25 protein-coding genes are annotated in these 26,644 nt (G+C 64.5%); 14 read left to right on the top strand and 11 right to left on the bottom strand.

All coding sequences use genetic code 11. From position 1 onward, the window contains the following. Nucleotides 1-19: 19 nt before the first annotated feature. The 3 genes from DM373_RS11875 to DM373_RS11865 all read left to right on the top strand — a co-directional run bounded on the left by DM373_RS11875 (nt 20) and on the right by DM373_RS11865 (nt 4,167). Nucleotides 20-553, top strand: a complete 534-nt coding sequence (locus DM373_RS11875; RefSeq protein WP_110993766.1) for an RNA polymerase sigma factor — start codon at nt 20-22, stop codon at nt 551-553. Continuing rightward, nucleotides 550-1,497, top strand: coding sequence for a FecR family protein (locus tag DM373_RS11870; RefSeq protein WP_110993765.1), 948 nt, complete (start codon nt 550-552; stop codon nt 1,495-1,497). Before DM373_RS11875 ends, DM373_RS11870 begins: the two co-directional genes overlap by 4 nt. A 117-nt stretch (nt 1,498-1,614) precedes the next feature. Continuing rightward, entirely contained in the window at nt 1,615-4,167 is a 2,553-nt protein-coding gene (locus DM373_RS11865) for a TonB-dependent receptor (RefSeq protein WP_110993764.1), read from the top strand. A 45-nt stretch (nt 4,168-4,212) separates the two neighbouring features. On the opposite strand, the gene DM373_RS11860 is transcribed toward DM373_RS11865, so the two are convergent. From DM373_RS11860 to DM373_RS11845, 4 genes are all read right to left on the bottom strand, one after another. Beyond that, nucleotides 4,213-4,701, bottom strand: a complete 489-nt coding sequence (locus DM373_RS11860; protein ID WP_110993763.1) for a helix-turn-helix transcriptional regulator — start codon at nt 4,699-4,701, stop codon at nt 4,213-4,215. Beyond that, the gene (locus DM373_RS11855) at nt 4,701-4,973 is read right to left on the bottom strand and encodes a hypothetical protein (RefSeq protein WP_110993762.1); all 273 of its coding nucleotides are present in this window, start codon (nt 4,971-4,973) and stop codon (nt 4,701-4,703) included. The genes DM373_RS11860 and DM373_RS11855 overlap by 1 nt, the downstream gene beginning before the upstream one ends. Before the next feature lie 169 nt (nt 4,974-5,142). Then, entirely contained in the window at nt 5,143-6,363 is a 1,221-nt protein-coding gene (locus DM373_RS11850; protein ID WP_110993761.1) for a class I SAM-dependent methyltransferase, read from the bottom strand. A gap of 99 nt (nt 6,364-6,462) precedes the next feature. Then, entirely contained in the window at nt 6,463-7,071 is a 609-nt protein-coding gene (locus DM373_RS11845; RefSeq protein ID WP_110993760.1) for a TPM domain-containing protein, read from the bottom strand. 200 nt (nt 7,072-7,271) lie between these two features. Here DM373_RS11845 and bglX point away from each other — a divergent pair, with 200 nt between their 5' ends. The 5 genes from bglX to DM373_RS11820 all read left to right on the top strand — a co-directional run bounded on the left by bglX (nt 7,272) and on the right by DM373_RS11820 (nt 15,604). Further along, on the top strand, nt 7,272-9,563 hold the full coding sequence (bglX, locus tag DM373_RS11840) for a beta-glucosidase BglX (protein WP_110993759.1): 2,292 nt from the start codon (nt 7,272-7,274) through the stop codon (nt 9,561-9,563). 116 nt (nt 9,564-9,679) lie between these two features. Continuing rightward, entirely contained in the window at nt 9,680-11,437 is a 1,758-nt protein-coding gene (locus DM373_RS11835) for a sensor histidine kinase (protein ID WP_110993758.1), read from the top strand. Then, entirely contained in the window at nt 11,431-12,765 is a 1,335-nt protein-coding gene (locus tag DM373_RS11830) for a sigma-54-dependent transcriptional regulator (protein ID WP_110993757.1), read from the top strand. The genes DM373_RS11835 and DM373_RS11830 overlap by 7 nt, the downstream gene beginning before the upstream one ends. Nucleotides 12,766-13,023: 258 nt before the next feature. Then, nucleotides 13,024-14,343, top strand: a complete 1,320-nt coding sequence (locus DM373_RS11825; protein ID WP_110993756.1) for an MFS transporter — start codon at nt 13,024-13,026, stop codon at nt 14,341-14,343. Nucleotides 14,344-14,467: 124 nt separating this feature from the next. Then, the gene (locus tag DM373_RS11820; RefSeq protein ID WP_110993755.1) at nt 14,468-15,604 is read left to right on the top strand and encodes a Fic family protein; all 1,137 of its coding nucleotides are present in this window, start codon (nt 14,468-14,470) and stop codon (nt 15,602-15,604) included. Nucleotides 15,605-15,620: 16 nt separating this feature from the next. Here the strand turns inward: DM373_RS11820 and DM373_RS11815 are convergent, their stop codons facing one another. Then, nucleotides 15,621-16,373, bottom strand: a complete 753-nt coding sequence (locus DM373_RS11815) for a COG4705 family protein (protein WP_110993754.1) — start codon at nt 16,371-16,373, stop codon at nt 15,621-15,623. Nucleotides 16,374-16,714: 341 nt separating this feature from the next. Here DM373_RS11815 and DM373_RS11810 point away from each other — a divergent pair, with 341 nt between their 5' ends. Together DM373_RS11810 and DM373_RS11805 are read left to right on the top strand one after the other, a co-directional pair. After that, the gene (locus tag DM373_RS11810; protein ID WP_110993753.1) at nt 16,715-17,080 is read left to right on the top strand and encodes a heme utilization protein; all 366 of its coding nucleotides are present in this window, start codon (nt 16,715-16,717) and stop codon (nt 17,078-17,080) included. Between the two features lie 119 nt (nt 17,081-17,199). After that, nucleotides 17,200-17,805, top strand: coding sequence for a flavin reductase family protein (locus DM373_RS11805; RefSeq protein WP_110993752.1), 606 nt, complete (start codon nt 17,200-17,202; stop codon nt 17,803-17,805). On the opposite strand, the gene DM373_RS11800 is transcribed toward DM373_RS11805, so the two are convergent. Both DM373_RS11800 and DM373_RS11795 read right to left on the bottom strand, forming a co-directional pair. After that, nucleotides 17,806-18,039: a hypothetical protein gene (locus DM373_RS11800; RefSeq protein WP_110993798.1), complete on the bottom strand. Its 234-nt coding sequence runs from the start codon at nt 18,037-18,039 to the stop codon at nt 17,806-17,808. Nucleotides 18,040-18,181: 142 nt separating this feature from the next. Continuing rightward, on the bottom strand, nt 18,182-18,475 hold the full coding sequence (locus DM373_RS11795; protein ID WP_110993751.1) for an antibiotic biosynthesis monooxygenase family protein: 294 nt from the start codon (nt 18,473-18,475) through the stop codon (nt 18,182-18,184). A gap of 198 nt (nt 18,476-18,673) precedes the next feature. Between DM373_RS11795 and DM373_RS11790 the strand changes: the two genes are divergently transcribed. Continuing rightward, nucleotides 18,674-19,594: an AraC family transcriptional regulator gene (locus DM373_RS11790; RefSeq protein ID WP_110993750.1), complete on the top strand. Its 921-nt coding sequence runs from the start codon at nt 18,674-18,676 to the stop codon at nt 19,592-19,594. A 97-nt stretch (nt 19,595-19,691) separates the two neighbouring features. Here DM373_RS11790 and DM373_RS11785 read toward each other — a convergent pair whose 3' ends face one another. Further along, nucleotides 19,692-21,329, bottom strand: a complete 1,638-nt coding sequence (locus DM373_RS11785; protein ID WP_110993749.1) for a 5-guanidino-2-oxopentanoate decarboxylase — start codon at nt 21,327-21,329, stop codon at nt 19,692-19,694. 112 nt (nt 21,330-21,441) lie between these two features. Here DM373_RS11785 and DM373_RS11780 point away from each other — a divergent pair, with 112 nt between their 5' ends. Further along, nucleotides 21,442-22,317, top strand: coding sequence for a LysR substrate-binding domain-containing protein (locus DM373_RS11780; protein ID WP_110993748.1), 876 nt, complete (start codon nt 21,442-21,444; stop codon nt 22,315-22,317). A 187-nt stretch (nt 22,318-22,504) separates the two neighbouring features. Here the strand turns inward: DM373_RS11780 and DM373_RS11775 are convergent, their stop codons facing one another. Continuing rightward, nucleotides 22,505-23,119, bottom strand: a complete 615-nt coding sequence (locus tag DM373_RS11775; RefSeq protein WP_110993747.1) for an NAD(P)-dependent oxidoreductase — start codon at nt 23,117-23,119, stop codon at nt 22,505-22,507. A gap of 28 nt (nt 23,120-23,147) precedes the next feature. Next, nucleotides 23,148-24,023: an MBL fold metallo-hydrolase gene (locus DM373_RS11770; RefSeq protein ID WP_110993746.1), complete on the bottom strand. Its 876-nt coding sequence runs from the start codon at nt 24,021-24,023 to the stop codon at nt 23,148-23,150. Nucleotides 24,024-24,127: 104 nt separating this feature from the next. On the opposite strand from DM373_RS11770, the gene DM373_RS11765 reads away from it, so the two are divergent. Together DM373_RS11765 and DM373_RS28945 are read left to right on the top strand one after the other, a co-directional pair. Next, nucleotides 24,128-25,039: a LysR family transcriptional regulator gene (locus tag DM373_RS11765; protein WP_110993745.1), complete on the top strand. Its 912-nt coding sequence runs from the start codon at nt 24,128-24,130 to the stop codon at nt 25,037-25,039. A 463-nt stretch (nt 25,040-25,502) separates the two neighbouring features. Next, entirely contained in the window at nt 25,503-25,676 is a 174-nt protein-coding gene (locus DM373_RS28945; RefSeq protein ID WP_167409830.1) for a hypothetical protein, read from the top strand. A gap of 21 nt (nt 25,677-25,697) precedes the next feature. Here DM373_RS28945 and DM373_RS11760 read toward each other — a convergent pair whose 3' ends face one another. Beyond that, nucleotides 25,698-26,567: an isocitrate lyase/PEP mutase family protein gene (locus tag DM373_RS11760; protein WP_110993744.1), complete on the bottom strand. Its 870-nt coding sequence runs from the start codon at nt 26,565-26,567 to the stop codon at nt 25,698-25,700. Nucleotides 26,568-26,644: the final 77 nt, after the last annotated feature.

The raw sequence follows: 26,644 nt of genomic DNA, 5'->3' as shown, positions 1-26,644 counted from the left end.
CCAGCCCCGGAAAGCGTGCATGCAGCGCCTGAAACCCGACCCTTTCGCCCAGGAAACCTGTCGTGGTTTCTACGCCGAGATCCTGCACTTCCTGCGCAAGCGCATGGACAATGCCAGCGATGCCGCGGACATGACCCAGGATGTGTTCGCCCAATGGCTGGGTTACCGTGAGCGGGCGAAGGTGGAGCAGCCTCGAGCCTTCCTGTTCCAAGTAGCGCGCAACCTGCTCAGTGATCACTGGCGCCGGCAAAAAGTTCGCCACGCCGTGCTTGAAGACGACGCCTCGGTCGACGAACAGACCCAGGCCGGCAACGACCCGCTGGATCACGCGCAGCACCAGCAGCGGCTGGCACAACTGCGCCAGGTACTCGGCGAGCTCTCGCCGCGGCGCCGGCAAGCGCTTATGCTGCATCGCTTCGAGGGCCTGACCCAGGCCGAGATCGCCAAGCGCATGAACATTTCCGTCAGCATGGTCGAGAAACACATCGCCGCCGCCCTGCTGCAGTGCAAGCAACACCTGGACAGTAAGCCCGGCACGGAGCAGTCCCCATGACCCCTACCGACGAATTCGACCCAAGCCTGGTCGACACGCAGGCGGCAAGCTGGTTCAGCCGCAACCGCAACACACCGTCCAAGGCTGAGCGCGACGCCTTTGCCCAGTGGATGCAGACTGCCGAGCATGCCCGCGCCTACCGCCAGTTCGAGCAACTGTGGGATGACCTGGCAACGCTCAAGCAAGCCAGCCGCCCAGTGCCCCTGCCGGAGCGACGCGCCTCGCCCTTGCGCCCGGCACTTGCGGCAGCGGCAGCGTTGTTGTGCATGCTGCTCGTGGGCAACCCCGGAGCGGGCAGCGCCGCGCTCACCCAGCACATCGCCGCCAGCCAGGGCATGCAGAACCTGCACTTGCCCGACGGCAGCCAGTTGTACGTCAACGCCCAGACCCGGCTGCGCCTGGACTTCAACAGCGAGCAGCGGGTGATCCACCTGGACCATGGCCAGTTTTACATCGAGGTTGCCAGCGACAAGGAGCGGCCTTTGTTCGTCGATGCCGGCAGCGCCCGAGTGCGGGTAGTCGGGACCGGCTTCGACCTGCGGCGCGGCGATCGCGAACTGGAAGTGCGCGTCGCCCATGGCCAGGTTGCATTCGAAGTACAAGGTGAACGCCACGCGCCCTTGCTGCTGAGCGCCCAGCAGGGTGCCACCTACGACCTGGCCCACGGTACCCTTGCGCAGCAAACGCTGAGTGAGCAGCCCATTGCCGATTGGCGCAACGGCCAGGTGAGCTTTCGCAACCGCGAGCTGGCCAGCCTGATCGACGAGCTGAGCCTTTACCGCGAGCAGCCGGTGCTGCTCGCGGATCCAGCACTGGGCCGCTACAAGGTCTCCGGCAACCTCGACGTGCATGACCCGGACGCACTGCTCAATGCCTTGCCGGCCCTGTTGCCAGTAAAAAACACACTGCTGGCTGACGGTCGGCTGCGCATCGAGCGTCGGTAAAAATAATTTAAGAATTCTTATCATTCGCAGGTGAGGTTTTTTCTCAACACCACGTCTTCTTCCCCGCCTGCCCCATGACGGCAGGTTTTTTCGGCCTTTTGCCGTTTGGGGGAATTCATGTTGTCCGCGTTGCGTCCGTTACACCACCTGCCCGCCCGTCCTACGCTGCTTGCCCTGTGCCTGACCATGAGCCTGGGCGCCCAAGCCGCGCCGATGCCCGTCGACCTGCCCGCGCAGCCACTGGCACGCTCGCTGAGCCAACTGGCGCAACAGGCCAAGGTGCAGTTGCTGTTCGACGAAGCGCAGCTCGGCACAGCCCTGGCCCCAGCGCTCAAGGGCGACTTCGAGGCCGAGGCGGCCATCGCCCGACTGCTGGTCGGCAGCCGTTTCAACGTGGTACGCATGGGCAACACCTTCGTGGTTCGCCTGCGTGAAGAGGCCCCCAGTGCCGACAACAGCATCCAGCTTGGCGCCCTGAGCATCGTCGGCGACGGGCAACAGGTCGACGCCAGCAGCGTCGGGCGCTCGACCCTCGACCAGGAACAGATTGACCGTTACCAGCCAAGCAATATCCCCAGCGTGCTGGCGACCCTGCCTGGGGTGAACATGGGCGGCTCGGCCAAGCCCGGCGGTCAGACCATCAACATCTGGGGCCTGGGCGATGCCGAAGACGTGCCGATGACCGTCGATGGTGCGACCAAGAGCGGCTTCGAGCGCTACCAGCAAGGCACCATCTTCATTGAGCCCGAGCTGATCAAGCACATCGAGGTCGAAAAGGGCCCGCACTCGGTCAAGACCGGCAACGGCGGCTTTGGCGGCAGCGTCAACATGGAAACCAAGGATGCCGGCGACCTGCTGCAGGAAGGCCGCAACAGCGGCGCCATGGTCAAGTATGGCTACGCCAGCAACGACCATCAGCAGATCTACAGCTCGGCCCTGTTCGGGCGCACCGAGGATGGCCGCATCGACGGCCTGGTGTATTTCACCAAACGCGATGGCGGCAACCTGAAGATGGCCGACAGCTTGCCCGATCCGACCGGTCGCTGGCCGATCAACCCGCAGCGCGTGCCCTACAGTGCCTTGGATCTGGACGGGGCATTGCTCAAGACCAACATCCACTTCACCGACGAGCACAGCCTGGGGCTTTCCTGGTCGCGCTCGCAAAGCGAGCGCTGGACCACCTTTGCGGCCACCGCCTACCCCGCACCGCCTTCGGCGGCGGACATCAGGAAATACGGTTACGAGGGTGCGCTGAAGCGCTTCCTGGCCAACCGCGATACCGTCGACACCACCTGGTCGGCCACCTACCGGTACCAGCCGATCGACAACCCCTGGATGGACTTGCAGGTCAAATACTCCGAGTCCGACACCCGGCAAACCGACGAGCGCGATGCCACCGCGTTCTTCCAGCCCGCCACCGGTGGCCGCAAGATGGACACCGAATACCAGGACCGCACGCTAGAAGTGAAGAACACCAGCACCTTCCTCACCGGCCCACTGGAACACGCACTTACCGGCGCCGTGCAGGTGCGCCGCCACGATCGCGATACGCAGATGTGGATGCCCGGCAAGAGTTACCTGGTGCCCAAATACAACTACGGCAACTACCAGCCGTACTTCATGCCCAGCGGCAAGGTCGACAGCCAGGGCTACTATCTGCAGGACGCCATCACGCTGGGCGACCTGACCATCACCCCGTCGCTGCGCTACGACCACATCACCAATCGCGGCAAACCCAACGACGCGCCCTACTACAACAACCCGGCGGCCGGGCATGACTACAGTGCCAAGACCTACAGTGGCTGGTCGCCGCGCCTGTCGCTGTTCTGGAAAATGACCGACCAGACCGCACTGTTCGCCGACTACAGCAAGACCTGGCGTGCCCCGGTGCTGGACGAGCAGTACGAGGTACAGGGACTGGGCAGCCGCACCGCCACCAGCCGTGACCTGGACCCTGAACGCATCACCGGCATTCGTGTCGGCAGCATCAGCAACTTCGCCAATGTGCTTACCCAGGGCGACAGCGCGCAGATCCGCACCACCGTGTTCCAGAACAAGATCACCAACGAAATCTTCAAGGCCACCGGCATCGGCTGCCCGCAGCAGCTGGTCACCGGCGGGAGCATCGCCAATACCTGCGGCAACGGCTTGATGGGCAACTACCGCAACATCGGGGACGCCAACTACAAGGGCTTCGAGGTCGAAAGCTTCTACGACGCCACCTATATGTTCGGCGCGCTGTCGTACGCCTGGATGGAGGGCCGTCACGAGGGTGCCTACACCAACCCTTGGGGGCCGGATGTATGGGCCAAGGATGTGCCGGCGCCCAAATGGATCGCCACCCTGGGCGTGAAGATCCCTGCCTGGGACACCCGGATTGGCTGGACCGCACAATTCGTCGGTGCCACCCGCCACCTGCCCAGCGACAAATATTTCGATGGCCCGGCCAGTGCGTTGGGTGACCGCTACTACGACAACTTCGGCAACGAAAAGTACGCGCTGCACGGTCTGTTTGCCAACTGGAAGCCGCAGCAACGCTACCTGAAAGGCACAGAGGTCAACCTGACCGTGGATAACCTGTTCAACAAGGCGATTCGTCCGGAACTGTCGGGAGAAAACGCGTACACCGTGGGGCGCAACGCCAAGATCAGCGTTACGCGGTTCTTCTGATAGGGGCGAAACCCTCGCGGGCAGGTCCGCGAGGGTTTGTGCTGCTTACTCGGCCAACCGCTGGTAGGCGCTGGCGACGTTTACGCGCATTGCTGCAAAGGCCATGTCCAGGATGGTCTGGGCCACGGGATAGGTTCCGCGCGTCTGCATCCAGGCCAGGACATCGGCCAGGTGCCAGAGCGCCGTACTGCCGTCATGCACTGGCGCCGGGAAGCTGCGGTAATGGGCCAGCATCAGCTTGCGCATGTTCTGTCGCGACACGCCCACCAGTTGTGCCACATCGGTCAGGCCGACCAGGTCGGGGGTGGCCTCGATCAGCCGAGCCTGCGGCACAGCGCGCTGCACATCGGCCAGGGCACTTTGCAGGGCTTCAAGGGCAGAATCGGCCTGCCGCGCAAAGGCCAACGCCAGCCGGCCTGGCTGGCCGATGCCGACCACCGCATCATCGCAGCCGCCCTGCCCCAGGCGCTCGACCAGGGCGTCAAGGTCTTCGTCACCGGCCAATTGGTATTTAAGGGTGAATTCGTATTCCATCACTTGGGCTCCGGATTCGTCTGGGTGTGCGGGCGCGCCGATGTGCAGTTGTCCACCACGCGTCGCAGCATGCGGGCAAAGGTGCCAGGGTTTCTGGGCGTGCTCCACACACTGGTGATGCAGAACTCGCCACAACGGCATTCGCGATCGTTCAAGGGGCAGTAGATACGCCCCCAGCAATGGCCACCGCCCACCGTGACTCGCCAACCCTGCGCCTCGGCGTGTTTCAGGGTGTGTTCAACTTCCTTGCTGGGGTGAACGGGTCGGGCCATTGGCTGGGCGCCAGTATGGGCAAGAGAAATAGGTTGTCAATCGACAACCAACAGTTGCCGACGAACGTTTTCTCAAGCCAGCCTAGGCCCGCTTGGGTCATTCAAAACCACGAAGCGGCCTTACCGGAGATGTCCTATACGAAACAGCGAAGCCGACGCCCCAGGCATGTCACCCGGCAATCAACCCATCCGCGCGCAACAGGCTTTCCAGGCAATGCTCACGCACCCCATAGAACGCCTTGAGCTCGGCAATTTTTTCCAACAGCGCACTGTTGTCCTGCGCCTGCCGGCGTTTGACCGCAAGAATCATCTTGTTCTTGTTGGTGTGCTCCAGCGAGATGAACTCGAAGACCTTGGTCTCGTAGCCGCAGGCCTCAAGGTACAGCGCGCGCAGGCTGTCGGTGAGCATCTCGGCCTGCTGCCCGAGGTGCAGGCCGTACTGCAGCATCGGCTGCAGCAGCCCTGGGCTGTGCAGTTGCGGGCGGATCTGCTTGTGGCAGCACGGCGAGCACATGATGATCGCCGCGTTGCAGCGGATGCCGGTGTGGATGGCGTAGTCGGTGGCGATGTCGCAGGCATGCAGGGCGATCATCACCTCGATGGCCTCGGGCACCACGCTGCGCACGTCGCCGCACTCGAACACCAGCCCCGGGTGCTCCAGGCGCGCGGCAGCGGCATTGCACAGCTCGACCATGTCCGGGCGCAGCTCGACGCCGGTGACCTGTGCCTCACGCTCGAGGGTGTTGCGCAGGTAGTCGTGCATGGCAAACGTCAGGTAGCCCTTGCCCGAGCCGAAGTCGGCCACCCGCAAGGCCTGATCGGCCGCCACCGGCGCGCTGGCCAGGGCGTGGTCGAAGACCTCGATGAACTTGTTGATCTGCTTCCACTTGCGCGACATCGACGGGATCAACGCGCCTTGCGCGTCGGTCACCCCAAGGTCGCGCAGGAAGGGCCGCGACAGTTCCAGATAGCGCTTTTTCTCGCGGTCATGCCCACCTGCCGCCGCCTCACGGGGCGCCTGTTGAGCCAGGTGACGGCGCAGCATCGGCTTGCCCTTCTTGCTGAACTCCAGTTGCACTTCACCCGCACCGGTGAACAGGTGAGCGTTGCGAAAGCTCTCCGGCAGCAGTTCGGCCACCAGTGCCTGCGCCTGGCCCAGTGGCAGGTTGCGGGTAATGTCGCGGGTCTGGTGGCGGTAGACCAGTTGCAGGCAGGCCTCGCCCTTGAGCTGCACCGGTTTGGCAATGATCCGCTGCAGGGTCTGGTCGGCCCCCACGTGGCGGGCCAGCACCAGTTTGGCCAGGCTGCCATCGGCCAGGGCGTCGGCCAGCAGGCTCAGGAACTGGGCGCGCGCATCCGGCGCGGTGGGGGCGGAAGTAGTGGACGACATGGGGAGCGGGTGCCTCGGAATGCGGGGAGCGCGTTGCGCAATGCCGCGCATTCTACGTCGCTGGCCGCCCATCGCGAAGGTTTTCGCGATGGGCGCGGCTCAATCGAGGATCACCAGGCGGTTGGGCAACTCGTTGCGCGCATGGGTGGGCGGCACATGCTCGCTGAGCAGTTCGCCGCACGCCTCGATGCAGTCGACGAAACCTTGCAAGGTACGGCCCTGGCAGACCTGCTCGGTGAACCGCGCAACGATCGCTTCGCGGGCCTGGTCCGGCAGGTGCCGGGCGATCCCCTCATCGACCAGGATCTCGACATGCCGCTCGGCCTCGCTGACAAAGATCAGCACCCCGGTAGCCCCGGCGGTGCGCTGCAGGTTGAGTTCGAGAAACTGCTGCCGGGCAAGCCCGGAAGCACGTCGTCGGCGCAGGATCGCCGGCACCAGCCAGGCAGCCAGGCGTGGATGGCGCAGCAACAGGCACAAGGCGACAAAGGTGAGCATCTGCGCCAGCAGCAGGCCGTTGAGGCCGATCCCGCCCTGCCAGCGGTGCAGCAGCAGCGGGATGACCAGCGCCAGCAGCGCCGCCCACAGCAGGGGGAGATAGGGATAGTCGTCGGCGCGGCGCGCCAGCACGGTCACCAGCTCCGCGTCGGTGCGCCGCTCGACGCGTGCGATCGCCTCGGCGATCTGGCGCTGTTCGTATTCGGTCATGCCATCGTCTCTTGAGCGTTCTTATCATTGTTATCCCGGCATCGGGGTGGCGAGAGTGTATCTCAACAAGCGCTTCATATAAGGCATAATCCGCGGCTGCGTCGGATCATGGACGAATGATCCGTAAAATCGCCAGCGGACCTCATAACAACAGGCGTACGAAAGTTCTCGGCCAACCGCCCTACTCAACAACGGAATTGATGATGAAACTGTCTTTGCTGGGCCTGGCCATGGGCCTTGCCAGTCAGGCGGCCCTTGCCGCCCCCTCCGCCCCGCCCCTGCAAGACAAGCAGGCATTCATCGACCATCTGGTCAGCCAGATGACCGAGGCCGAAAAGATCGGCCAGCTGCGCCTGATCAGCATCGGCCCCGAAATGCCCCACGAGAAGATCCGCGAAGAGATTGCCGCCGGGCGCATCGGCGGCACCTTCAATTCGCGCACCGCCCCCGAGAACCGGCCGATGCAGGACGCCGCCATGCGCAGCCGCCTGAAAATCCCGATGTTCTTCGCCTACGACACCATCCATGGCGAGCGCACCATCTTCCCGATCGGCCTGGGCCTGGCCGCGACCTGGGACATGGACGCCATCGCCAAGGTCGGCCGCACCTCGGCCATCGAGGCCGCCGCCGACTCGCTGGACATGACCTTCGCGCCGATGGTCGACATCGCCCGCGACCCACGCTGGGGCCGCACCAGTGAAGGCTTCGGCGAAGACACCTACCTCACCTCGCGGATCGGCCAGGTGATGGTCAAGTCGTTCCAGGGCAAGAGCCCGGCCGAGCCCGACAGCATCATGGCCATCGTCAAGCACTTCGCCCTGTATGGCGCGGTGGAAGGCGGACGCGACTACAACACGGTCGATATGAGCCTGCCGAAGATGTACAACGAATACCTGCCGCCCTACCGCGCCGCGCTGGACGCCGGTGCGGGTGGCGTCATGGTGGCGTTGAACTCGATCAACGGCGTGCCGGCCACCTCCAACACCTGGCTGATGAACGACCTGCTGCGCAAGGAGTGGGGCTTCAAAGGCGTGACCATCAGCGACCACGGCGCCATCCAGGAACTGATCCGCCATGGCGTGGCCCGCGACGGTCGCGAAGCGGCCAAGCTGGCGATCAAGGCCGGCATCGACATGAGCATGAACGACACCCTGTACGGCGAAGAGCTGCCAGGCCTGCTCAAGTCCGGCGAAGTGACCCAGGGCGAGCTGAACCAGGCGGTGCGCGAAGTGCTGGGCGCCAAGTACGACATGGGCCTGTTCAAGGACCCTTATGTGCGCATCGGCAAGCCTGAGACTGACCTTCAGGATTACTACGCCGACAGCCGCCTGCACCGCGACGCCGCCCGCGACGTGGCACGCCGCAGCCTGGTATTGCTGGAAAACCGCGAGCAGACCCTGCCGCTGAAAAAGGCCGGCACCATCGCCCTGGTCGGCCCACTGGCCGACGCCCCCATCGACATGATGGGCAGCTGGGCCGCCGACGGTAAGCCACAGCACTCGGTCACCGTACGCGAAGGCCTGCGCCGCGCCGTCGAGGGCAAGGCCAAGCTGGTCTACGCCAAAGGCTCGAACGTGACCGGCGACAAGGCCATGTTCGACTACCTCAACTTCCTCAACTTCGATGCTCCGGAAATCGTCAACGACCTGCGCCCGGCCGCCGTGCTGATCGACGAAGCGGTCAAGGCCGCCCAGCAGGCCGATGTGGTGGTGGCCGTGGTCGGTGAGTCCCGTGGCATGTCCCACGAATCGTCGAGCCGCACCACCCTGGAAATCCCGGCGGTGCAGCGCGACCTGATCAAGGCGCTCAAGGCCACCGGCAAACCGCTGGTGCTGGTGCTGATGAACGGCCGCCCACTGTCGATCGCCTGGGAACGCGAACAGGCCGATGCGCTGCTTGAAACCTGGTTCAGCGGCACCGAAGGCGGCAACGCCATCGCCGACGTGCTGTTCGGCGACTACAACCCGTCGGGCCGCCTGGCCATCACCTTCCCGCGCTCGGTCGGGCAGATCCCGATGTACTACAACCACCTGCGCATCGGCCGCCCGTACACCCCCGGCAAGCCGGGCAACTACACCTCGCAGTACTTCGAGGAGCCCAACGGCCCGCTGTACCCGTTCGGCTACGGCCTGAGCTACACCAGCTTCGACCTGACCGACCTGACCCTGTCGCGCACCGAGCTCAAGCGCGGCGAAACCCTCAAGGCCAAGATCACGGTGAAGAACACCGGCAAACGTGACGGCGAGACCGTGGTGCAGCTGTACCTGCAGGACCAGAGCGCGTCGATGAGCCGCCCGGTGAAAGAACTGAAGAACTTCCAGAAGCTGATGCTCAAGGCCGGCGAAGCACGCACCGTGACCTTCGACATCAGTGAAGAAGACCTGAAGTTCTACAATGGCCAGCTGCAGCGGGTGGCCGAGCCTGGTCAGTTCAATGTGCAGATCGGCCTGGACTCGCAGGCGGTGCAGCAGCAGAGCTTCGAACTGCTCTGACACCTGCTTTGGCTTCTTCGCGGGTAAACCCGCTCCCACAGGCTTCTCGATACCTGTGGGAGCGGGTTTACCCGCGAAGAGGCCGGACCTGAAAACCTACACCCCGGATCCGCCCCATGCCCTCTTCCTTCCGCGCCCTGCGTCTGGGGCTGATCATCCTGCTGATCCTGGTCGGCACCGGCCTCAGCGCCGGCTGGGCCATGCACCAGGCCAAGCGCGAGGCCATGCGGGCCGACGCGCAGCGGGCCAGCCAACAACTGGGCCTGTACGCCAACACCCTGCACACCCTGATCGAGCGTTACCGCGCCCTGCCTGCGGTACTGGCACTGGACCCGGAACTGATCGACGCCCTGCGCGGCCCGGTCACCGACCCGGTGCAAAGTGCCCTGAACCACAAGCTCGAGCGCATCAACGGCGCCGCCAATTCCTCCACCCTGGAGCTGCTCGACCGCACCGGCCTGGCCATCGCGGCCAGCAACTGGCGCCTGCCGACCACCTATGTCGGCTCCAACTACGGCTTTCGCCCCTATTTCAAACAGACCCGCAGCCAAGGCAGCGGCCGCTTCTACGCGGTCGGCGTGACCAGCGGCGTGCCGGGTTATTTTCTGGCCAGCGCGGTCAACGACGAACATGGCCGCTTCCTCGGCGCCATGGTGGTCAAGCTGGAGTTCCCGGAACTTGAACGCGAGTGGCGCCAGGGCAGCGATATCCTGCTGGTCAGCGACGCCCGTGGCATTACCTTCATCGCCAACCAGGACGGCTGGCGCTACCGCGAACTGCAACCGCTGAGCGGCGCCGACCGCGCCGAACTGGCTGAAACCCGCCAATACGACAAGCAGCCGCTGGTGCCCCTGCAGCACCAGGCCTTGACCCGCTTCGCCGACAACAGCCACCTGACCCGCGTGCAGGGCCCTGACGGCGCCGCCGAATACCTCTGGGAAAGCCTGCCGCTGGAAGCCGAAGGCTGGACCCTGCACCTGTTGCGCAAGCCACAGGTCGCCGAGGATGGCCGCAACGCCGCCCTGGCCGCCGCCGCGATCTGGCTGACCCTGGTGTTCGCCGCGCTGTTCGTCAGCCAGCGCCTGCGCCTGGCCCGCCTGCGCCAGCGCAGCCGCGAAGAGCTCAAGCGCCAGGTCGAGGAGCGCACCCGCGAACTGCGCACCGCCCAGGAAGGCCTGGTGCAATCGGCCAAGCTGGCGGCGCTGGGGCAGATGTCCGCCGCCCTGGCCCACGAAATCAACCAGCCGCTGACCACCCAGCGCATGCAGCTGGAAACCCTGCGCCTGCTGCTCGACCATGGCCGTTACGACCAGGCGCGCCAGGCCCTGGAGCCGCTGGAGCAGATGCTCACGCGCATGGCCGCGCTCACCGGCCACTTGAAGACTTTCGCCCGCAACAGCCCCGGCGGGCTGCGCGAGCGCCTGGACCTGGCCACAGTGGTCGACCAGGCGCTGCACCTGCTCGATGCGCGCATCCACGCCGAAGCGGTCGAGGTGGCGCTGTACCTGGCCCGTCCGGCCTGGGTCCGCGGCGATGCGATCCGCCTTGAGCAGGTGCTGATCAACCTGCTGCGCAACGCCCTCGACGCCATGGCCGACAAGCGCTACAAACGCCTGGAGATCCGCATCGAACTCGACGACGGCCAGTGGCGCCTGAGCGTGCTCGACTCCGGTGGCGGCATCGAGCCGGCCGACCTGGCCAAGGTGTTCGACCCGTTCTTCACCACCAAGCCTGTGGGTGAAGGGCTGGGCCTGGGCCTGGCGATTTCCTACGGCATCGTGGTCGATGCCGGCGGCTGCCTGCAGGTCGAGAACCTGCCGGGCGGCGCGCGTTTCAGCCTGACGCTACCCCGTGACCTGGAGCCGGTATGTTGAATTCAGTGATCGTCGTCGATGACGAAGCCAGTATCCGCACCGCCGTCGAACAGTGGTTGAGCCTGTCGGGCTTCAGCGTGCAACTGTTCGCCCGTGGCGAGGATTGCCTGGCGCAGCTGCCGCGCAACTTCCCCGGGGTGATCCTCAGCGACGTGCGCATGCCCGGGCTGTCCGGCATGCAGTTGCTCGAACGGCTGCAACAGGATGACCCCGACCTGCCGGTGATCCTGCTTACCGGCCATGGCGATGTGCCAATGGCGGTGGAGGCGATGCGCAACGGCGCCTACGACTTCCTGGAAAAACCCTTCACCCCGCAGCACCTGCTGGGCAGCCTCGGCCGCGCCCTGGAAAAACGCCGGCTGGTACTGGAGAACCGCCGCCTGCATGAGCAGGCCGACCTCAAGGCGCAGCTCGAAACCAGCCTGCTCGGCATGTCCCAGGGGCTGCAACAGCTGCGCCGGCAGGTGCTGGACCTGGCCAGCCTGCCGGTGAACGTGCTGATCCGTGGCGAGACCGGCAGCGGCAAGGAGCGGGTGGCGCGCTGCCTGCACGATTTCGGCCCGCGCGCAGATAAACCCTTCGTCGCGCTCAATTGCGCGGCGATCCCCGAAACCCTGTTCGAGGCCGAGCTGTTCGGCCATGAGAGCGGCGCGTTCACCGGCGCCCAGGGCAAACGCATCGGCAAGCTGGAGTACGCCAACGGTGGCACCGTGTTCCTCGACGAAATCGAAAGCATGCCGTTGGCCCAGCAGGCCAAGCTGCTGCGGGTGATCCAGGAACAGAAGCTCGAGCGCCTGGGGGCCAACCAGAGCATCGCCGTCGATCTGCGCATCATTGCCGCGACCAAGCCGGACCTGCTTGAAGAGGCCCGTGCCGGGCGCTTTCGCGAAGACCTGGCGTACCGCCTCAACGTTGCCGAGCTGCGCCTGGCCCCACTGCGCGAGCGGCGTGAAGACATCCCGCTGCTGTTCGAACACTTCGCTCGCACGGCCGCCGAACGCCTGGGCCGCCATGCCCCACCGGTCAGTGGCGGGCGATTGGCGCAGCTGCTGGCCCACGACTGGCCGGGCAATGTGCGTGAGCTGGCCAATGCTGCCGAGCGTCATGCCCTGGGGCTGGATTCGCCGAACCTTGAGAGCCTGCCAGGCGGGCAGTCGCTGGGCGAACAGATGGAAGCCTTCGAAGCCCAGTGCCTGCGTGCGGCGCTGCGCCAGCACAAGGGCGAGATAAAAGGGGTGATGGAGGCGTTGCAACTGCCACGGCGTACGCTGAACGAGAAGATGCAGCGCCATGGACTGGCGCGTGAGGATTATCTCGGCAGCGAATGAGCGGATTTCCGCTTACCGAATCGGGCAGATGAGCAAAAACCCGCTCATGCCATGGGTATGTTGCGGCCCCATCGCGGGGCAAGCCCGCTCCCACGGTGATCGCTATAACGCAGGTGATACATGGCCTGCGTGGGAGCGGGCTTGCCCCGCGATGCCCCCGAATGGATCACCCCGCACCCATTTGGCACAGCTCCTGCAAAACCCTTCTCAAGTTGCGCCCCGAGCGCACTCCACAAAAACAACGAGAAGGTATCCCTGATGGATAACGCCAGCACCCTGCCCAGCGGGGCGGCCGCCGCGCCCGCCGCGGAAAAAACCACCGCCAGCCGCCTCAAATCGATCTTCAGTGGTTCCATCGGCAACATGGTCGAATGGTACGACTGGTACGTCTACGCCGCGTTCTCGCTGTACTTCGCCAAAGCGTTCTTCCCCGCCGGCGATACCACCGCACAACTGCTCAATACCGCTGCGATCTTCGCCGTGGGCTTCCTGATGCGCCCGATCGGTGGCTGGCTGATGGGCCTCTACGCCGACCGCAAAGGTCGCAAGGCCGCGCTGATGGCCTCGGTGCTGCTGATGTGCGCCGGCTCCCTGGTCATTGCCCTCACCCCCGGTTACGAGACCATCGGCGTTGCCGCACCGGTCCTGCTGGTGGTCGCACGCCTGATGCAAGGCCTGTCGGTGGGCGGTGAATACGGCACCTCGGCCACCTACCTGAGCGAGATGGCCAGCAAGGAACGCCGTGGCTTCTTCTCCAGCTTCCAGTACGTGACCCTGATTTCCGGCCAGCTCATCGCCCTGGCGGTGCTGATCATCCTGCAGCAGACACTCACCACCGAGCAGCTGTATGCCTGGGGCTGGCGCGTACCCTTCGTGATCGGCGCGCTGTGCGCGGTGGTTGCCCTGTACCTGCGTCGTGGCATGGAAGAGACCGCCTCCTTCACCAAGAAAGAGAAGTCCAAAGAAAGCCTGATGCGCACCCTGATGCGCCATCCCAAAGAGCTGATGACCGTGGTCGGCCTGACCATGGGCGGCACCCTGGCCTTCTACACCTACACCACCTACATGCAGAAGTACCTGGTCAACACCGTGGGCATGAGCATCAGCGACTCGACCACCATCTCGGCGGCCACGCTGTTCCTGTTCATGTGCCTGCAGCCGATCATCGGCGGGCTATCCGACAAGATCGGCCGTCGCCCGATCCTGATCGCCTTCGGCGTGCTCGGCACCCTGTTCACCGTACCGATCCTCAGCACCCTGCACACCGTGCAGACCTGGTGGGGCGCGTTCTTCCTGATCATGGCCGCGCTGATCATCGTCAGCGGCTACACCTCGATCAACGCCGTGGTCAAAGCCGAGCTGTTCCCCACCGAAATCCGCGCCCTGGGCGTCGGCCTGCCGTACGCGCTGACCGTATCGATCTTCGGCGGCACTGCCGAGTACGTGGCCCTGTGGTTCAAGAGCAACGGCATGGAAACCGGCTTCTACTGGTACGTCACCGGCTGCATCGCCTGCTCGCTGCTGGTATACGCGACCATGAAGGACACCAAGCAGCATTCGCGAATCACCACCGACTGATTGGCTGCACGGCAATGAACAAGGGGCGCTCCGGCTGACGAGGCGCCCCTTTTTATTGGCTGTGAGCCGAATAGCAGCGTTATTCGGCTCACCAAATGAGCCGAATAACGCTATTATTCGGCTCATGGACACCACAACGCCTCTCTGGATCTGGCAGCAGCCGGAATGGCCAGCCTTTCGCTGGGACAATCAACCGCTCACGACACTGCTGCGTCACTGCGTCGAAACGCAGGGGCAACTGCTGGGCAGAGCCGGTGCCGTCACTGCGTTGGACGCCAGCAGCGACACCCTCGATACCTTGTTGCAGAACATTGTCACCTCATCGGCCATCGAAGGTGAGCATCTCAATGTCGAGTCTGTACGTTCTTCCCTGGCGCGGCGCCTGGGCATTGATGAGCCCGGGCCGACCAGCGCCCGTAGCGAAGGCCTGGCCGAGCTGATGCTCGACGCCACCGCAGGCTACGACCGCCCGCTCGACCCACAGCGGCTGTTCACCTGGCACCGGTGGTTATTCCCCGATAACGCTGGCGGACTCACCCCTGCCCTGCCCGTGGGCGAACTGCGCGATGAGGCCCCCATGCAGGTGATATCCGGGCGTATCGACAAACCCAGGGTACATTTCGAAGCGCCCCCTCGCGCGGGCCTGGAAGTGCAGCTGCAGGCATTTCTCGACTGGTTCGAAACCAGCCGCAATGAACATCAACTCGACCCGCTGCTGCGAGCAGGCATTGCCCATTTCTGGTTCGTTACCCTGCACCCGTTCGCCGACGGCAACGGCCGCCTTACCCGGGCATTGACCGACCTGGCCTTGGCGCAAGGCGAACAGCAAGCCATTCGTTTCTACGCCATGTCTGCCAGCATCCTGGAAGATCGTGCTGGCTACTACGCGGTGCTGGAACGCAGCCAGAAAGGCAGCCTGAACATTACCGAATGGCTGCAATGGTTTCTCGTCACGCTGCAGCGCAGCCTGGAACAGGCACTGCTGCGCATCGACCGGGTACTGATCAAGGCACGCTTCTGGCAAGCGCACCGGGGCGATGGCCTGTCGCCGGAGCAGATCAAAGTACTCAACCGTCTGCTCGATGGCGGCCCGAGCGGTTTCGAAGAAGGCATCAGCGCCAGCCAGTACCAGGCAGTGGCCAAGGTTTCCAAGGCCACCGCCACACGCCATCTGGCCGATCTGCTGGAGAATGGCTGCCTGACTCGCCTGCCGGGTGGTGGACGCAGCACCCGCTACACCGTCAAAACGCAAGGCATCTGAGCCTGGCAGCCCAGGCTTACGAGCGCTCAAGCACCGGCAACGGCTCACGACGCTGGTAGTACGTGGCCGCCAGCACCAGCACCAGCAGCACCCCGCCGAGCACCATCGAAGAACCCACGGTACCGAAGTCCAGCCCGCCTTTCTCGTGGCTCTTGGTCAGCACGTCGCCCAGGGTCGCACCGAATGGGCGAGTGAGCACGAAGGCGATCCAGAACAGCACCACGCCGGAAATCTTCGTCCAGTAGCGGGCAGCCGCCACCACGGCGATTGCCGAGCCGATCAGCAGCGCACCGCCGGCGAAGCCCAGCCCCGAATCGTCGGCCAGGTAGTCGCCCAGCGCAGTGCCGAGGGTGTTGGAGAACAGGATCGCCACCCAGTAGAACAACTCGCCGCTGCGGTTCTTGATACGGGTGACATCCAGCGGGTTGCCGCTCAGGCGCCACACCGCGAAGGTCAGCAGCAGGATGCCGATCAGCAGCGCCGAGCCTGTTGCATAACCCAGCCCCAGGGTGCGGTCCATGAAGTCGGACATGGTGGTGCCGGCAGTGCTGGTGGAGAGGATCACCAGCCAATAGAGCATCGGGTTGTAGCGGCGCGAGTAGAGCTGGGTGACCAGGGTCAGCAGAAACACGCTGATCAACAGCAGCGAGCTCATCGCATAACCGATGTTCAGGGTCATGGACAGCAGGTCGCCCGCCGTCTCGCCGAGTGTGGTAGCGCAGATCTTCATGACCCAGAAGGCCAGGGTGATTTGCGGGAGTTTGTTCATCGTTGTGCCGCTCCAGGTTTTGAGTGCGGCGATGGTGAAGAGCGCTGTCTGAAAAATCGGTTGGAGTTGTATGAAAAAAGCGTTGGCCGCGCACGACGAATGCTCGTGAGCTGTTAATTCGGCATTAATTCCCACCCGCCATGCTTGGCCGACTGAAAAAGCCACATCGTTCGCATGGCCTGACAAGGCCAGACACTGCTTTCGACGAGGAACAAGCACGCCCAAACAAATCGATTAAATCGATTGTTTTACGTTACTTTTTGCGCTTTTTAATCAATTTAATCGGCGTAGCATTGAACCCATAGAAACAAACAACCCACTGATCCACCGGAGCAACGACCATGAAAAACAAACTGATCCTCGCCCTGACCCTCTCGGTTCTGACCACTGGCGCTTTCGCTGAAGACGGTTTCGACCGTACCAGTGCCCACACCTTCGCCGCCGTCCAGAGCCAGTCGAACAGCTACGCAGAAGATGGTTTTGATCGCACCGGTGGCCAACGCTTCGTCGAAGACGGCTTCGACCGCACCAATGGCCAACGCTTCGCCGAAGACGGCTTCGACCGCACCAATGGCCAACGCTTTGCCGAAGATGGCTTCGACCGCACCAATGGCCAACGCTTTGCCGAAGATGGCTTCGACCGCACCAACGGCCAACGCTTTGCCGAAAACGGCTTCGACCGCACCAACGCTCACCGCTTCAGCTGATTGCTGAAAGCGTGCAACCAGCCCGGCTTCGGCCGGGCTTGATCATTTCCAGCCAGGCAAAGCCTTGGCACACTAGGCGCCTCGTTCCCAACCAGGAAGGGCCTCGCGGCCTTGCGCAGATGTACTACTACGAACCCGCCAAAGGCCACGGCCTGCCCCACGACCCGTTCAACGCCATCGTCGGCCCCCGGCCCATCGGCTGGATCTCCAGCCACGACCGCGAAGGCCGCCTGAACCTGGCGCCCTACAGCTTCTTCAACGCTTTCAATTACATCCCGCCGATCATCGGTTTCTGCAGCGTCGGGCGCAAAGACAGCCTGAACAACATCGAGCAGACCGGCGAGTTCGTCTGGAACCTGGCCACCCGGCCCTTGGCCGAACAAATGAACCAGAGCTGCGCCGCCGTGGCGGCGGAAGTCGACGAGTTCGTCCTCAGCGGCCTTACCCCAGCGGCCTCGAACCTGGTCAAGGTGCCACGGGTGGGCGAAAGCCCGGTGAGTTTCGAATGCAAGGTGAGCCAGATCGTCCAGCTCAAGCGGGCCGACCAGGAAATGGTGCCCAGCTGGCTGATCCTTGGCGAAGTGGTGGCCGTGCACATTGCCGAACACCTGCTCAAGGACGGCATCTACAACACCGCCGCCGCCGAACCGATCCTGCGTGGCGGCGGCCCGGCGGACTACTTCGCGCTGGGCGAGCTGTTCAAGATGAGCCGCCCGCAGGTCTGATCAGAAGATCAGTTCGCCTTCCTCACCCACGCCCTGCAGGCGTTCGAGTTCGGCGCAGGCAGCCGCGTCGGCGGCGATGGCGGAAGTGAACACCTGGCCCTCGAGGACCTTGTGGAAGCGCGGCGCACCGCCCATGTTCAGGGCCTTCACGGCAATCGCCGCGTTGTAGCCGCCGCCTTCCACCGGGACCATTGCCGAAACCGCTTCGAAGTGAGGGAACTCTTTACGTGCCATGCTGCTCTGCGCCTGTGTGATCGAGGGCGGCATTGTACACCTGACAGGGTTGCCTGTTCCGGCCCCATCGCCGGCAAGCCGGCTCCCACAGGGAATGTGCAAGTCAACGGGATATGGGGTTGTCGGCAATTGGGCCGCAAGATCAGGCAAAGGTATGCAGGTCCAGGCTGCTGACCACTTGCGCCTGCACCAGCTCACCGAACACGTTCAGCGTCGGCGAAGCGAAATAGCCACTCATCGCCTGCTGGTCGCACCAGCTGCCGCTGAGCAGCCACAGGTCGGCATCGACTTGCGAGCGTTGCACACTGAACGCCAGGCAACCCGGCGCGCGCCGCGTAGGCTCGAGCAAGTCGCGCAGGCGTACGCCGAGTTCCGCGGAACGACCGTTGCTGGCGCGGATGAACGCCAAATGAGTGACCGGTTGCTGAAGGGTCATGAACGATCTCCTTGAAGCCAGGGGCGAGAAACAGGCTGCCAAGGTTAGGGGCCACCCCTCGCGCGACGTTAGGCCATTACTGCCGGCCGATTGCCTGATCCTGCAGCGCTGCAGGATCAGGCAATCGATCTGCAGCATCCGACTAGCGCCCGGCATTGCCCAAACCTATGCTGCGTCGGTCAGCAGAGGAAACCCGCCATGACCACTCCCCCGCCCCTTGAACCCTCCCTGGAACAGCAGCGCCAGGAGCTGGCCGGGCTGATCCTGCGCCATGCCGGTGAACCCTATGGCCCGGCCTCGCCCATCGATGACCTCTACCTCACCTGCTACCGCGAGGATATTCGCGGCATGCCCGCCCTGGCCCAGCCGGCCCTGTGCGTCCTGGCCCAGGGCAGCAAGACCCTGATCCTGGGCGATGAGCACTATGCCTACGACCCACTGAACTACATGGTGGTGTCGGTGACCCTGCCGATCAGCGGCGCGCTGCTCAAGGCCAGCCCGGAACACCCGGCCCTCGGCCTGCGCCTGGACATCGACCCGGCGCAGATCAGCCAGCTGATCGCCGAAAGCAGCCCGATGGTGGTGCCCAACTTGCCTTCCGGCCGCGGCCTGTTCGTCGAAAAAAGCGACCCGCAGCTGCTGGATGCCCTGCTGCGCCTGATCCGCCTGCTGGATACCCCGCGCGATATCCCGATCCTCGCGCCGCTGATCCGCCGCGAGATTCTCTACCGCCTGCTGCGTGGGCCGCAGGGCCACCGCCTGTACGAGATCGCCCTGTCCAACAGCCAGACCCACCGGGTGTGCCAGGCGATCAGCTGGCTCAACCAGCATTACCAGCAACCGCTGCGCATCGAAGACCTGGCACGCGAAGTGAACCTCAGCACCTCGACCCTGCATCACCGCTTCAAGGCGGTGACTTCGATGAGCCCGTTGCAGTACCAGAAACAGTTGCGCCTGCAAGAGGCGCGGCGGCTGATGCTCAATGACGGGCTGGAAGCGGCGGTGGCGGGGTATCGGGTGGGGTATGAGAGCCCATCGCAGTTCAGCCGTGAATACAGCCGGCTGTATGGCGCGCCGCCGATCAGAGATGTGGCGCGGTTGCGTGCCAGCGCTGGCTGAGTGAACACATCGCGGGGCAAGCCCGCTCCCACGACGCCCTTGGAAAGCGCTCAAGGGTTCGTGGGAGCGGGCTTGCCCCGCGATGGATCACAACGGTTTAACCCACCACAGCAGCCTGCCACTGCGCCTGATCCACCTGGATCAATGTCGGCCCGCGACGCTCCACCGCCCGCCCCAGCGCCGCCTGCAGCTGCGCGACATCACCCACGTTCTCGGCCTCGGCCCCCAACGCCCGCGCCACGCCGATGAAGTCTGGGGTATGGATATCCACGCCCACGGGCTCGATAGCCCGGTTGACCATGTACTTCTTGATTTCCTCATACCCCTGGTTGTTCCACAGCAGCACGATCAGCGGCACCTGCGCTTCCACCGCGCTGGCCAGTTCCGGCAGGGTGAACTGCAGGCCGCCGTCACCGATCAGGCACACCGCCGGCGCTCGCCGGGCGGGCACTTCGGCGCTGCCCAGCCAGGCGCCCATGGCAGCGGGCAGGGCATAGCCGAGGGTGCCGTAACCGGTCGACGCATTGAACCAGCGGCGTGGATGAGCCATGTCCAGGGTCAGGTTGCCGGTGTACACCGGCTGGGTCGAATCGCCGACCAGGATGGCATTGGGCAAGGTTTCCAGGATGCCGGTCAGCAGGCGCGTCTGGCTCAGGGTCACAGGGTCCCAGGTCGCCTCATTGTCCTGGCGCAGGCGCGCGGCACGCGCGGCGCCCCACTCACTGTCGCGGGGTGGCTGCGGTTGCGTTTGCAGGGCTGCGAGCAGCGCCTCGGCGGCCTGCTCGGCATCGGCCACCAGCGCCAGCTCGGGCAAGTAGTTACGCACCGTCTGGTCCGGGTCGATATCGATGCGCAGCAGGCTGCCGGGGATCTCGAAGCCGCCCTTGAACGTCACGTCGTAATCGGTCTCGGCCAGCTCGGTGCCGATGGCCAGCACCACATCGGCCTCGGCGACCAGCGCACGGGTAGCCGGCAGCGTCTGGGTCGAACCGATCTGCAAAGGGTGGTTCGCCGGCAGCAGCCCCTTGGCATTGATGGTCAGCGCCACTGGCGCCTGCAAGTGCTCGGCCAGTCGGGCCAGCGCCGCGCCAGCCGCCAACGCACCACCCCCGGCGAGAATCAGTGGCCGACGTGCCTTGGCCAGGCGCTCGGCCATCTGCCGTACTGCCTGCGGCGCAGCGCCCGCGCGGCTGGTACGGATGGGCCGCGCCGCCAGCAGGTGATCGGCGGGCTCGACCAGCACGTCCAGCGGAATCTCGATATGCACCGGGCGTGGCCGCGCGCCATCGAACACGGCAAAGGCCCGGGCCAACACCTGGGGCAGGTCGTCGGCGCTCATCAGCGTTTGCGAGAAGGCTGCCACGCCCGCGACCAGGGCGGACTGGTTGGGCAGCTCATGCAACTTGCCGCGCCCGCCGCCGAGCTGGCTGCGCGACTGCACGCTGGAGATCACCAGCATCGGGATCGAGTCGGCATAGGCCTGGCCCATGGCAGTGGTGATATTGGTCATGCCTGGGCCGGTGATGATGAAGCACACCCCCGGTTTGCCGCGTGTACGCGAGTAGCCATCGGCCATGAACCCGGCGCCTTGCTCGTGACGCGGGGTGATGTGGCGGATGGACGACGCCGCCAGGCCACGGTACAGCTCTACGGTATGCACACCGGGAATACCGAAGACATGGTCAACGCCATAGTCTTCGAGGAGTTTGACCAACACTTCGCCGCAGGTTGCCATGATCGAATACCCGAATCTTGTTGAAATCGGTGTTCATGGAACCAATCCGCGGCTACCGCCACAATGCAAAAAAACACATACTAGCCATGACTTCACATCATGGCTTACCACGATGAAACGCCTACCGCCCCTGCCCGCCCTGCATACCTTCCTGGTGACCGCCCAACACTGCAATTTCACCCGCGCCGCGCAGCAGCTGCATATCACCCAGGGTGCGGTCAGCCGGCAGATCGCCGGGCTCGAGGAGCACCTGGGCTACCCGTTGTTCCAGCGCCAGGCGCGTGGCCTGGCACTGACCCGCGAAGGGCAGGACTGGCTGCCTCGAGTGCAACAGATCTTCGCCCTGGTCGAGCAAGGCGTGCGCGAGGTCGGCGGGCGCAGCAGCACGTTGCAGCTCAAGGCGCCAACCTGCGTGATGCGCTGGCTGTTGCCACGCCTGATGGAGTGGCAGGCCTTGCGCCCGGACGTGCCGGTGGAGCTGACCACCACGGTGCAGCACGGTGTGGACTTCCGCCATGAAGGCTTCGATGCGGCCGTGGTGTATGGCGCCGTGCCGAACCATGGGCTGCAGGTGCGCAAACTGTTCGATGAACAACTCACGCCGGTCTGCGCGCCCTCGCTGCTGAACGGGCCATTGCCGTTGCAGCAATTGCAGGACCTGACGCGGCACATGCTGCTGCACCCCTCGCGGGACGAACATGACTGGCGGCTGTGGTTGCAGGCGGCAGGAGCCGGGTTCGAGCCACAAGGGCCGAAGCAGCATTTCGAGACCCTGGACATGGCGATGGCCATGGCTTCGCAGGGTACGGGGATCGCCATCGGCGATTGGGCGCTGATCGGCGATGACCTGCGCGGCGGGCGGTTGTGCATGCCGTTCGGGCTTAAGGTGACGACCGGCAAAGGGTATTACCTGGTGAGCCCGTCGAAGACCATGGCGGCGGGGTTGGTCGAATTGATGGAGTGGTTGCAGGAGCGTGCTAGGCACTAGAACACCAGGGGCGCGTTGCGCCCCCGCTGCCACGGGTAGGAACATGAGCCTTGTGCTGCTTGCTCTGACCTCATCGCCGGCAAGTCGCAGCGGCGAACCGCAGCTCCCACATGGATCGTGTGCCTCTCAAGGCCGGCACTGTACCTGTGGGAGCCGGCTTGCCGGCGATAGGGCCAATACAGGCGACTCAGTAGCCGACGGTGAACCGCGCCTTCGAGTGCGCCGGCTTCTCCAGCTCATCGATCATCGCGATCGCATAGTCGGCGAAGGTGATCCAGCTCTTGCCCTCGGCACCGATCAACAGGTGATCCTTGCCCAGTTTGTAGTGCCCGCTGCGCTCCCCCTCGACGAACTCCGCCGACGGCGACAGAAAGGTCCAGTCCAGCGCCGGCTCCTGGCGCAACGCATCGAGAAAACGCACGCCGCCATTGGCCTCGGCCTTGTAGGCCTCGGGGAAATCCGGGCTGTCGATCACCCGCTGCCCGGACGGCAGCAGCAGGCTGCCGGCACCGCCGACCACCAGCAGGCGCTTCACCCCGGCGCGCTTGACCGGCTCGATGACGGCCTGGGGTTCAAGGGTGGAGAAATGCGCGGCGCTCAGCACCGCGTCACAGCCGCTGACCGCCGCCTGCAGGGCGGCGCTGTCCTTGGCGTCCAGCGCCTTGACGGTCACGCCTTCGCGGCCTTGCAGCTTGGACGGATCACGGGCGATGGCGACCACGCTGTGGCCACGGCGCAGGGCCTCTTCCAGCAGTTGGCTGCCGGCACGCCCGGTGGCGCCGATGATTGCGATCTTGCTCATGGGAAACACTCCAACAGGTTGAATGGAATTACCACTTCATCTCGCCCTTGGCGACCTTGGCTCCCAGTTCCAGGGAGCTTTCGTCGGCCAGGTTCGGGTAGCGCTTTTTCATCGCCGCGATCAGTGCGTCGGCGTTGCCGGCCTTGGCGGTTTCGGTATCGAAGTCACGAATGTAGTTGGCGGTGAAGCGCACGGCCTGCAGTGAACGGCTGCTGTCGCCCAGGTAGTGCCCGGGGACCACGGTACGCGGCGCCAGTTGCTCGATCCTGGCCAGGGTTGCCAACCAGTCGGCGTGGGATTGCGCGGTCTGGGTGTCGGCCATCCACACATGGATGTGCTCGGACACCACCACGCCACCCACCACGGCCTTGATCGATGGGATCCAGACAAAGCTGCGATCCGGCTGCGGGCCGTCCAGGCCGACGACTTCCAGCGCCTGGCCTTCGAGCTTCAGCTGATGGCCGTCGAGCACGTCTGGCACGACCAGCTTGCCCGGTTTGTCGGCGCCCATTTGCGGGCCCCAGTAGGCGAGCTTGGCATCCATGGTGTTGCGGATATGGGCAACGGTGGCGGCCGACGCGACCACCCGGGCCTTGGGGAACGCCTGGGTGAGCGTGTCCAGGCCGAAGTAGTAGTCCGGGTCACCGTGGCTGATATAGATGGTGGTCAGTTGCTTGCCGCTCTTGCGCAGGCGCTCGACCACCTGCTCGGCCTGGCCCTTGCCGAATTGCGCATCGACCAGGATCGCGTCGTGTTCGCCACTGACGATCACCGAGCTGACCGGGAAGATGGCGTCATGGCCAGGGTTGTAGACGTCGAGCTTGAGCGGATCGGCAGCCATGGCCTGGCCAGCGAGGGTGACGCAGGCCAGCAGCAGGCCGCGCAGGGGCGTGAACAGTGACATGGTTGCTTCCTGATGAGTGAGTCGATGGAGCACAGCTTAGTTGCCCGATTCATTACAAAAAATGCGATGCTGCGACATAGTTCATTTCTGAAATCGGGCAAATCATGGACCGTCTGAACGCCATGCGCGTCTTCGTCACCGTCGTCGACCTGGGCAGCCAGTCTGCGGCGGCGGATCATCTGGAGCTTTCCCGGCCAGTGGTATCGCGCTACCTGGCGGAGCTGGAGGACTGGGTCGGCGCCCGGCTGATGCAGCGCACCACGCGCAAGCTCAGCCTGACCGCCGCCGGGCAGGAGACATTGCCGCGCTGCCGGCAGCTGCTGGAACTGGCCGGCGACCTGCAACACGCCGTGCGCCAGCCCGATGATGCCCCCCGCGGCGAGCTGCGCATCAGCGTCAGCACCTCGTTCGGCCAGGCTCAGTTGGTGGATGCGCTGGCGGCCTACGTCAAGCGCTACCCCGGGGTGAAGGTGGAGCTGCAAATGCTCGATCGCACCGTCAACCTGGTGGACGAACGCATCGATCTGGCGATCCGCACCAGCAACGACGTCGACCCCAACCTGATCGCCCGACGCCTGAGCGTGTGCCGCTCGGTGGTCTGCGCCAGCCCCGCGTACCTGCGCGAGCACGGCACACCGATGCGGGTGGAGGAACTGAGCGGGCACAACTGCCTGACCCATGCCTACTTCGGCCATAGCCTGTGGCATTTCGAGGTGGACGGGCAGAGTGTCGCCGTGCCGGTACAGGGCAATATCAGCGCCAACGAGGCCATGACCCTGCAGAAGGCCGCGCTGGCCAGCGCCGGTATCGCCATGCTGCCCACTTACCAGGCGGCCAGTGCGCTACGCAGCGGCGAACTGGTGCGCCTGCTGCCCGAGGCACGGCCACGGGAGCTGAACCTGAACGCGGTGTACACTTCGCGCAAGCACATGCCGGCGACCTTGCGCAGCATGCTGGACTTTCTGGTGGAGCGGTTTGGGGATGAGCCGGAGTGGGATCGGGGGTTGGGGCTTTAGGGGTGGGTGGGTGCCAGGTGTAGGGCGATAGCCTTGCAGCGCTCTCGAGATCGAGCGCCGCCCGCGCGGCGCATCGCGGGACAAGTCGCATCGGCGCACCGCCGCTCCCACATTTGTTTCGGGCCAATGAGTCCTGTGAAAGTACCGGCGCCTGCCTTGGTGCATGCCTTGAGTCATGTGGGGCGGCGGCAACGCCCATACTGAAACCGCGTCGTACCAACAAGGCGGACAAGGTGAAGGTCCAGGAGAGACTGGCCCGAAACAGATGTGGGAGCGGCGGTGCGCCGATGCGACTTGTCCCGCGATGCACCGCGCGGGCGGCGCTCGATCTCATAGGCGCTGCAAATCGTGAACGGTTCACCCCACCAGCACGCGGGCTCGCTGGCAATGAGTACAGTGCAGATATCCGGGACAGACCTATGCTTACCGTTATCACCTGTTACAAAAACAGGAGGTAAGCACCATGAGTATCAAGTCCAGGCGTTGCGCGCTGGTCTTTGCCCTGGCCGCCGTCGTGGGGCTCTACGGCTCGGCCTGCTGGCGGGTCGAGCTGCTGCGCAGCCAACCCAATACCGCGGCCAGTTGCGCGCTGGAACACTGCGTGCCCCACACCGCAACCTTGAGTGCCGTCAGATAACGCGACGGCGCCGCGCGCCGGTCACTCCTCGACGCTCATGTATTCCTTGGCCCAACGGATGTAGTCCTCCGGCTGGGTGTAGGTGTGCGAGAGCTCGGTGGCGTTAAGGCTGTCCGACTTGTGCTGCTGGCCACGCTGCAGGCGCAGGCAGTCGTAAGTGGCCTTGATCGCGGCAAAGTAGGCGGCGTGGCCGTCGACCACGATGCGCACGCCCAGGCGCGCCAGGCGCTCGTCGTCACGCAGGTTCGGGTTGCCGTAGGTGACCAGCATCAGCGGCACGTTCAGGTGCTCGGCGATCTGTTCCAGTTGCTCGAAGTCCTTCACCCCCACCATGCAGATGCCATCGGCACCGGCCTTCTGGTAGCTCTGGGTGCGCACGATGATTTCTTCAGTGCTCAGCACCCCGGCGTTGGTCCGGGCAATGATCGCCATGGCCGAATCGACGCGGGCTTCCAATGCAGCGCGGATCTTGCCGACGCCCTCTTCCACCGGGATCAGGTCAGTGGACTTGCGGCCGAACTGGGCCGGCAGCAAGGTATCCTCGATGGTCAGGGCAGCCACCCCGGCCCGCTCCAGTTCGATCACCGTGCGCATGACGTTGAGGGCGTTGCCGTAGCCATGGTCGGCATCGGCGAGCACCGGCAGCTGGGCAACGCGGCCGATACGGGTGGCCTGCTCGACGAACTCGCTGAGGGTGATCAGGGCAAAGTCCGGCGCAGCCAATACCTGCAACGAGGCAACCGAGCCGCCGAGAATGCCGACTTCAAAGCCAAGGTCGGCGGCGATCCGCGCAGACATGGGGTCGAAGACCGAGGCGGTGTGATAGCACGAACCTGAAGCGAGCAGTTCGCGGAAGGCAAAACGCAGATCGTGGTGGGAAGCCTTGGGCATGATCACTCCGCTTGTAATAAGAAATGTTGAACGGCTGACAACCGACCCCTGTATCGGGTCTACCTGACTGATCCAAC

The sequence above is a fragment of the Pseudomonas sichuanensis genome, from assembly GCF_003231305.1.
Lineage (GTDB): Bacteria > Pseudomonadota > Gammaproteobacteria > Pseudomonadales > Pseudomonadaceae > Aquipseudomonas > Aquipseudomonas sichuanensis.
Note: the sequence above shows the minus strand (reverse complement) of the source record. Positions and strands in the feature narration are given on the sequence as shown.

Bases quoted from the DNA above. Each gene is read 5' to 3' on its own strand.
- DM373_RS11875 (WP_110993766.1), top strand. From the start codon at position 20: ATGCAGCGCCTGAAACCCGACCCTTTCGCCCAGGAAACCTGTCGTGGT.
- DM373_RS11870 (WP_110993765.1), top strand. From the start codon at position 550: ATGACCCCTACCGACGAATTCGACCCAAGCCTGGTCGACACGCAGGCG.
- DM373_RS11865 (WP_110993764.1), top strand. From the start codon at position 1,615: ATGTTGTCCGCGTTGCGTCCGTTACACCACCTGCCCGCCCGTCCTACG.
- DM373_RS11860 (WP_110993763.1), bottom strand. From the start codon at position 4,701: ATGGAATACGAATTCACCCTTAAATACCAATTGGCCGGTGACGAAGAC.
- DM373_RS11855 (WP_110993762.1), bottom strand. From the start codon at position 4,973: ATGGCCCGACCCGTTCACCCCAGCAAGGAAGTTGAACACACCCTGAAA.
- DM373_RS11850 (WP_110993761.1), bottom strand. From the start codon at position 6,363: ATGTCGTCCACTACTTCCGCCCCCACCGCGCCGGATGCGCGCGCCCAG.
- DM373_RS11845 (WP_110993760.1), bottom strand. From the start codon at position 7,071: ATGACCGAATACGAACAGCGCCAGATCGCCGAGGCGATCGCACGCGTC.
- bglX (WP_110993759.1), top strand. From the start codon at position 7,272: ATGATGAAACTGTCTTTGCTGGGCCTGGCCATGGGCCTTGCCAGTCAG.
- DM373_RS11835 (WP_110993758.1), top strand. From the start codon at position 9,680: ATGCCCTCTTCCTTCCGCGCCCTGCGTCTGGGGCTGATCATCCTGCTG.
- DM373_RS11830 (WP_110993757.1), top strand. From the start codon at position 11,431: ATGTTGAATTCAGTGATCGTCGTCGATGACGAAGCCAGTATCCGCACC.
- DM373_RS11825 (WP_110993756.1), top strand. From the start codon at position 13,024: ATGGATAACGCCAGCACCCTGCCCAGCGGGGCGGCCGCCGCGCCCGCC.
- DM373_RS11820 (WP_110993755.1), top strand. From the start codon at position 14,468: ATGGACACCACAACGCCTCTCTGGATCTGGCAGCAGCCGGAATGGCCA.
- DM373_RS11815 (WP_110993754.1), bottom strand. From the start codon at position 16,373: ATGAACAAACTCCCGCAAATCACCCTGGCCTTCTGGGTCATGAAGATC.
- DM373_RS11810 (WP_110993753.1), top strand. From the start codon at position 16,715: ATGAAAAACAAACTGATCCTCGCCCTGACCCTCTCGGTTCTGACCACT.
- DM373_RS11805 (WP_110993752.1), top strand. From the start codon at position 17,200: ATGTACTACTACGAACCCGCCAAAGGCCACGGCCTGCCCCACGACCCG.
- DM373_RS11800 (WP_110993798.1), bottom strand. From the start codon at position 18,039: ATGGCACGTAAAGAGTTCCCTCACTTCGAAGCGGTTTCGGCAATGGTC.
- DM373_RS11795 (WP_110993751.1), bottom strand. From the start codon at position 18,475: ATGACCCTTCAGCAACCGGTCACTCATTTGGCGTTCATCCGCGCCAGC.
- DM373_RS11790 (WP_110993750.1), top strand. From the start codon at position 18,674: ATGACCACTCCCCCGCCCCTTGAACCCTCCCTGGAACAGCAGCGCCAG.
- DM373_RS11785 (WP_110993749.1), bottom strand. From the start codon at position 21,329: ATGGCAACCTGCGGCGAAGTGTTGGTCAAACTCCTCGAAGACTATGGC.
- DM373_RS11780 (WP_110993748.1), top strand. From the start codon at position 21,442: ATGAAACGCCTACCGCCCCTGCCCGCCCTGCATACCTTCCTGGTGACC.
- DM373_RS11775 (WP_110993747.1), bottom strand. From the start codon at position 23,119: ATGAGCAAGATCGCAATCATCGGCGCCACCGGGCGTGCCGGCAGCCAA.
- DM373_RS11770 (WP_110993746.1), bottom strand. From the start codon at position 24,023: ATGTCACTGTTCACGCCCCTGCGCGGCCTGCTGCTGGCCTGCGTCACC.
- DM373_RS11765 (WP_110993745.1), top strand. From the start codon at position 24,128: ATGGACCGTCTGAACGCCATGCGCGTCTTCGTCACCGTCGTCGACCTG.
- DM373_RS28945 (WP_167409830.1), top strand. From the start codon at position 25,503: ATGAGTATCAAGTCCAGGCGTTGCGCGCTGGTCTTTGCCCTGGCCGCC.
- DM373_RS11760 (WP_110993744.1), bottom strand. From the start codon at position 26,567: ATGCCCAAGGCTTCCCACCACGATCTGCGTTTTGCCTTCCGCGAACTG.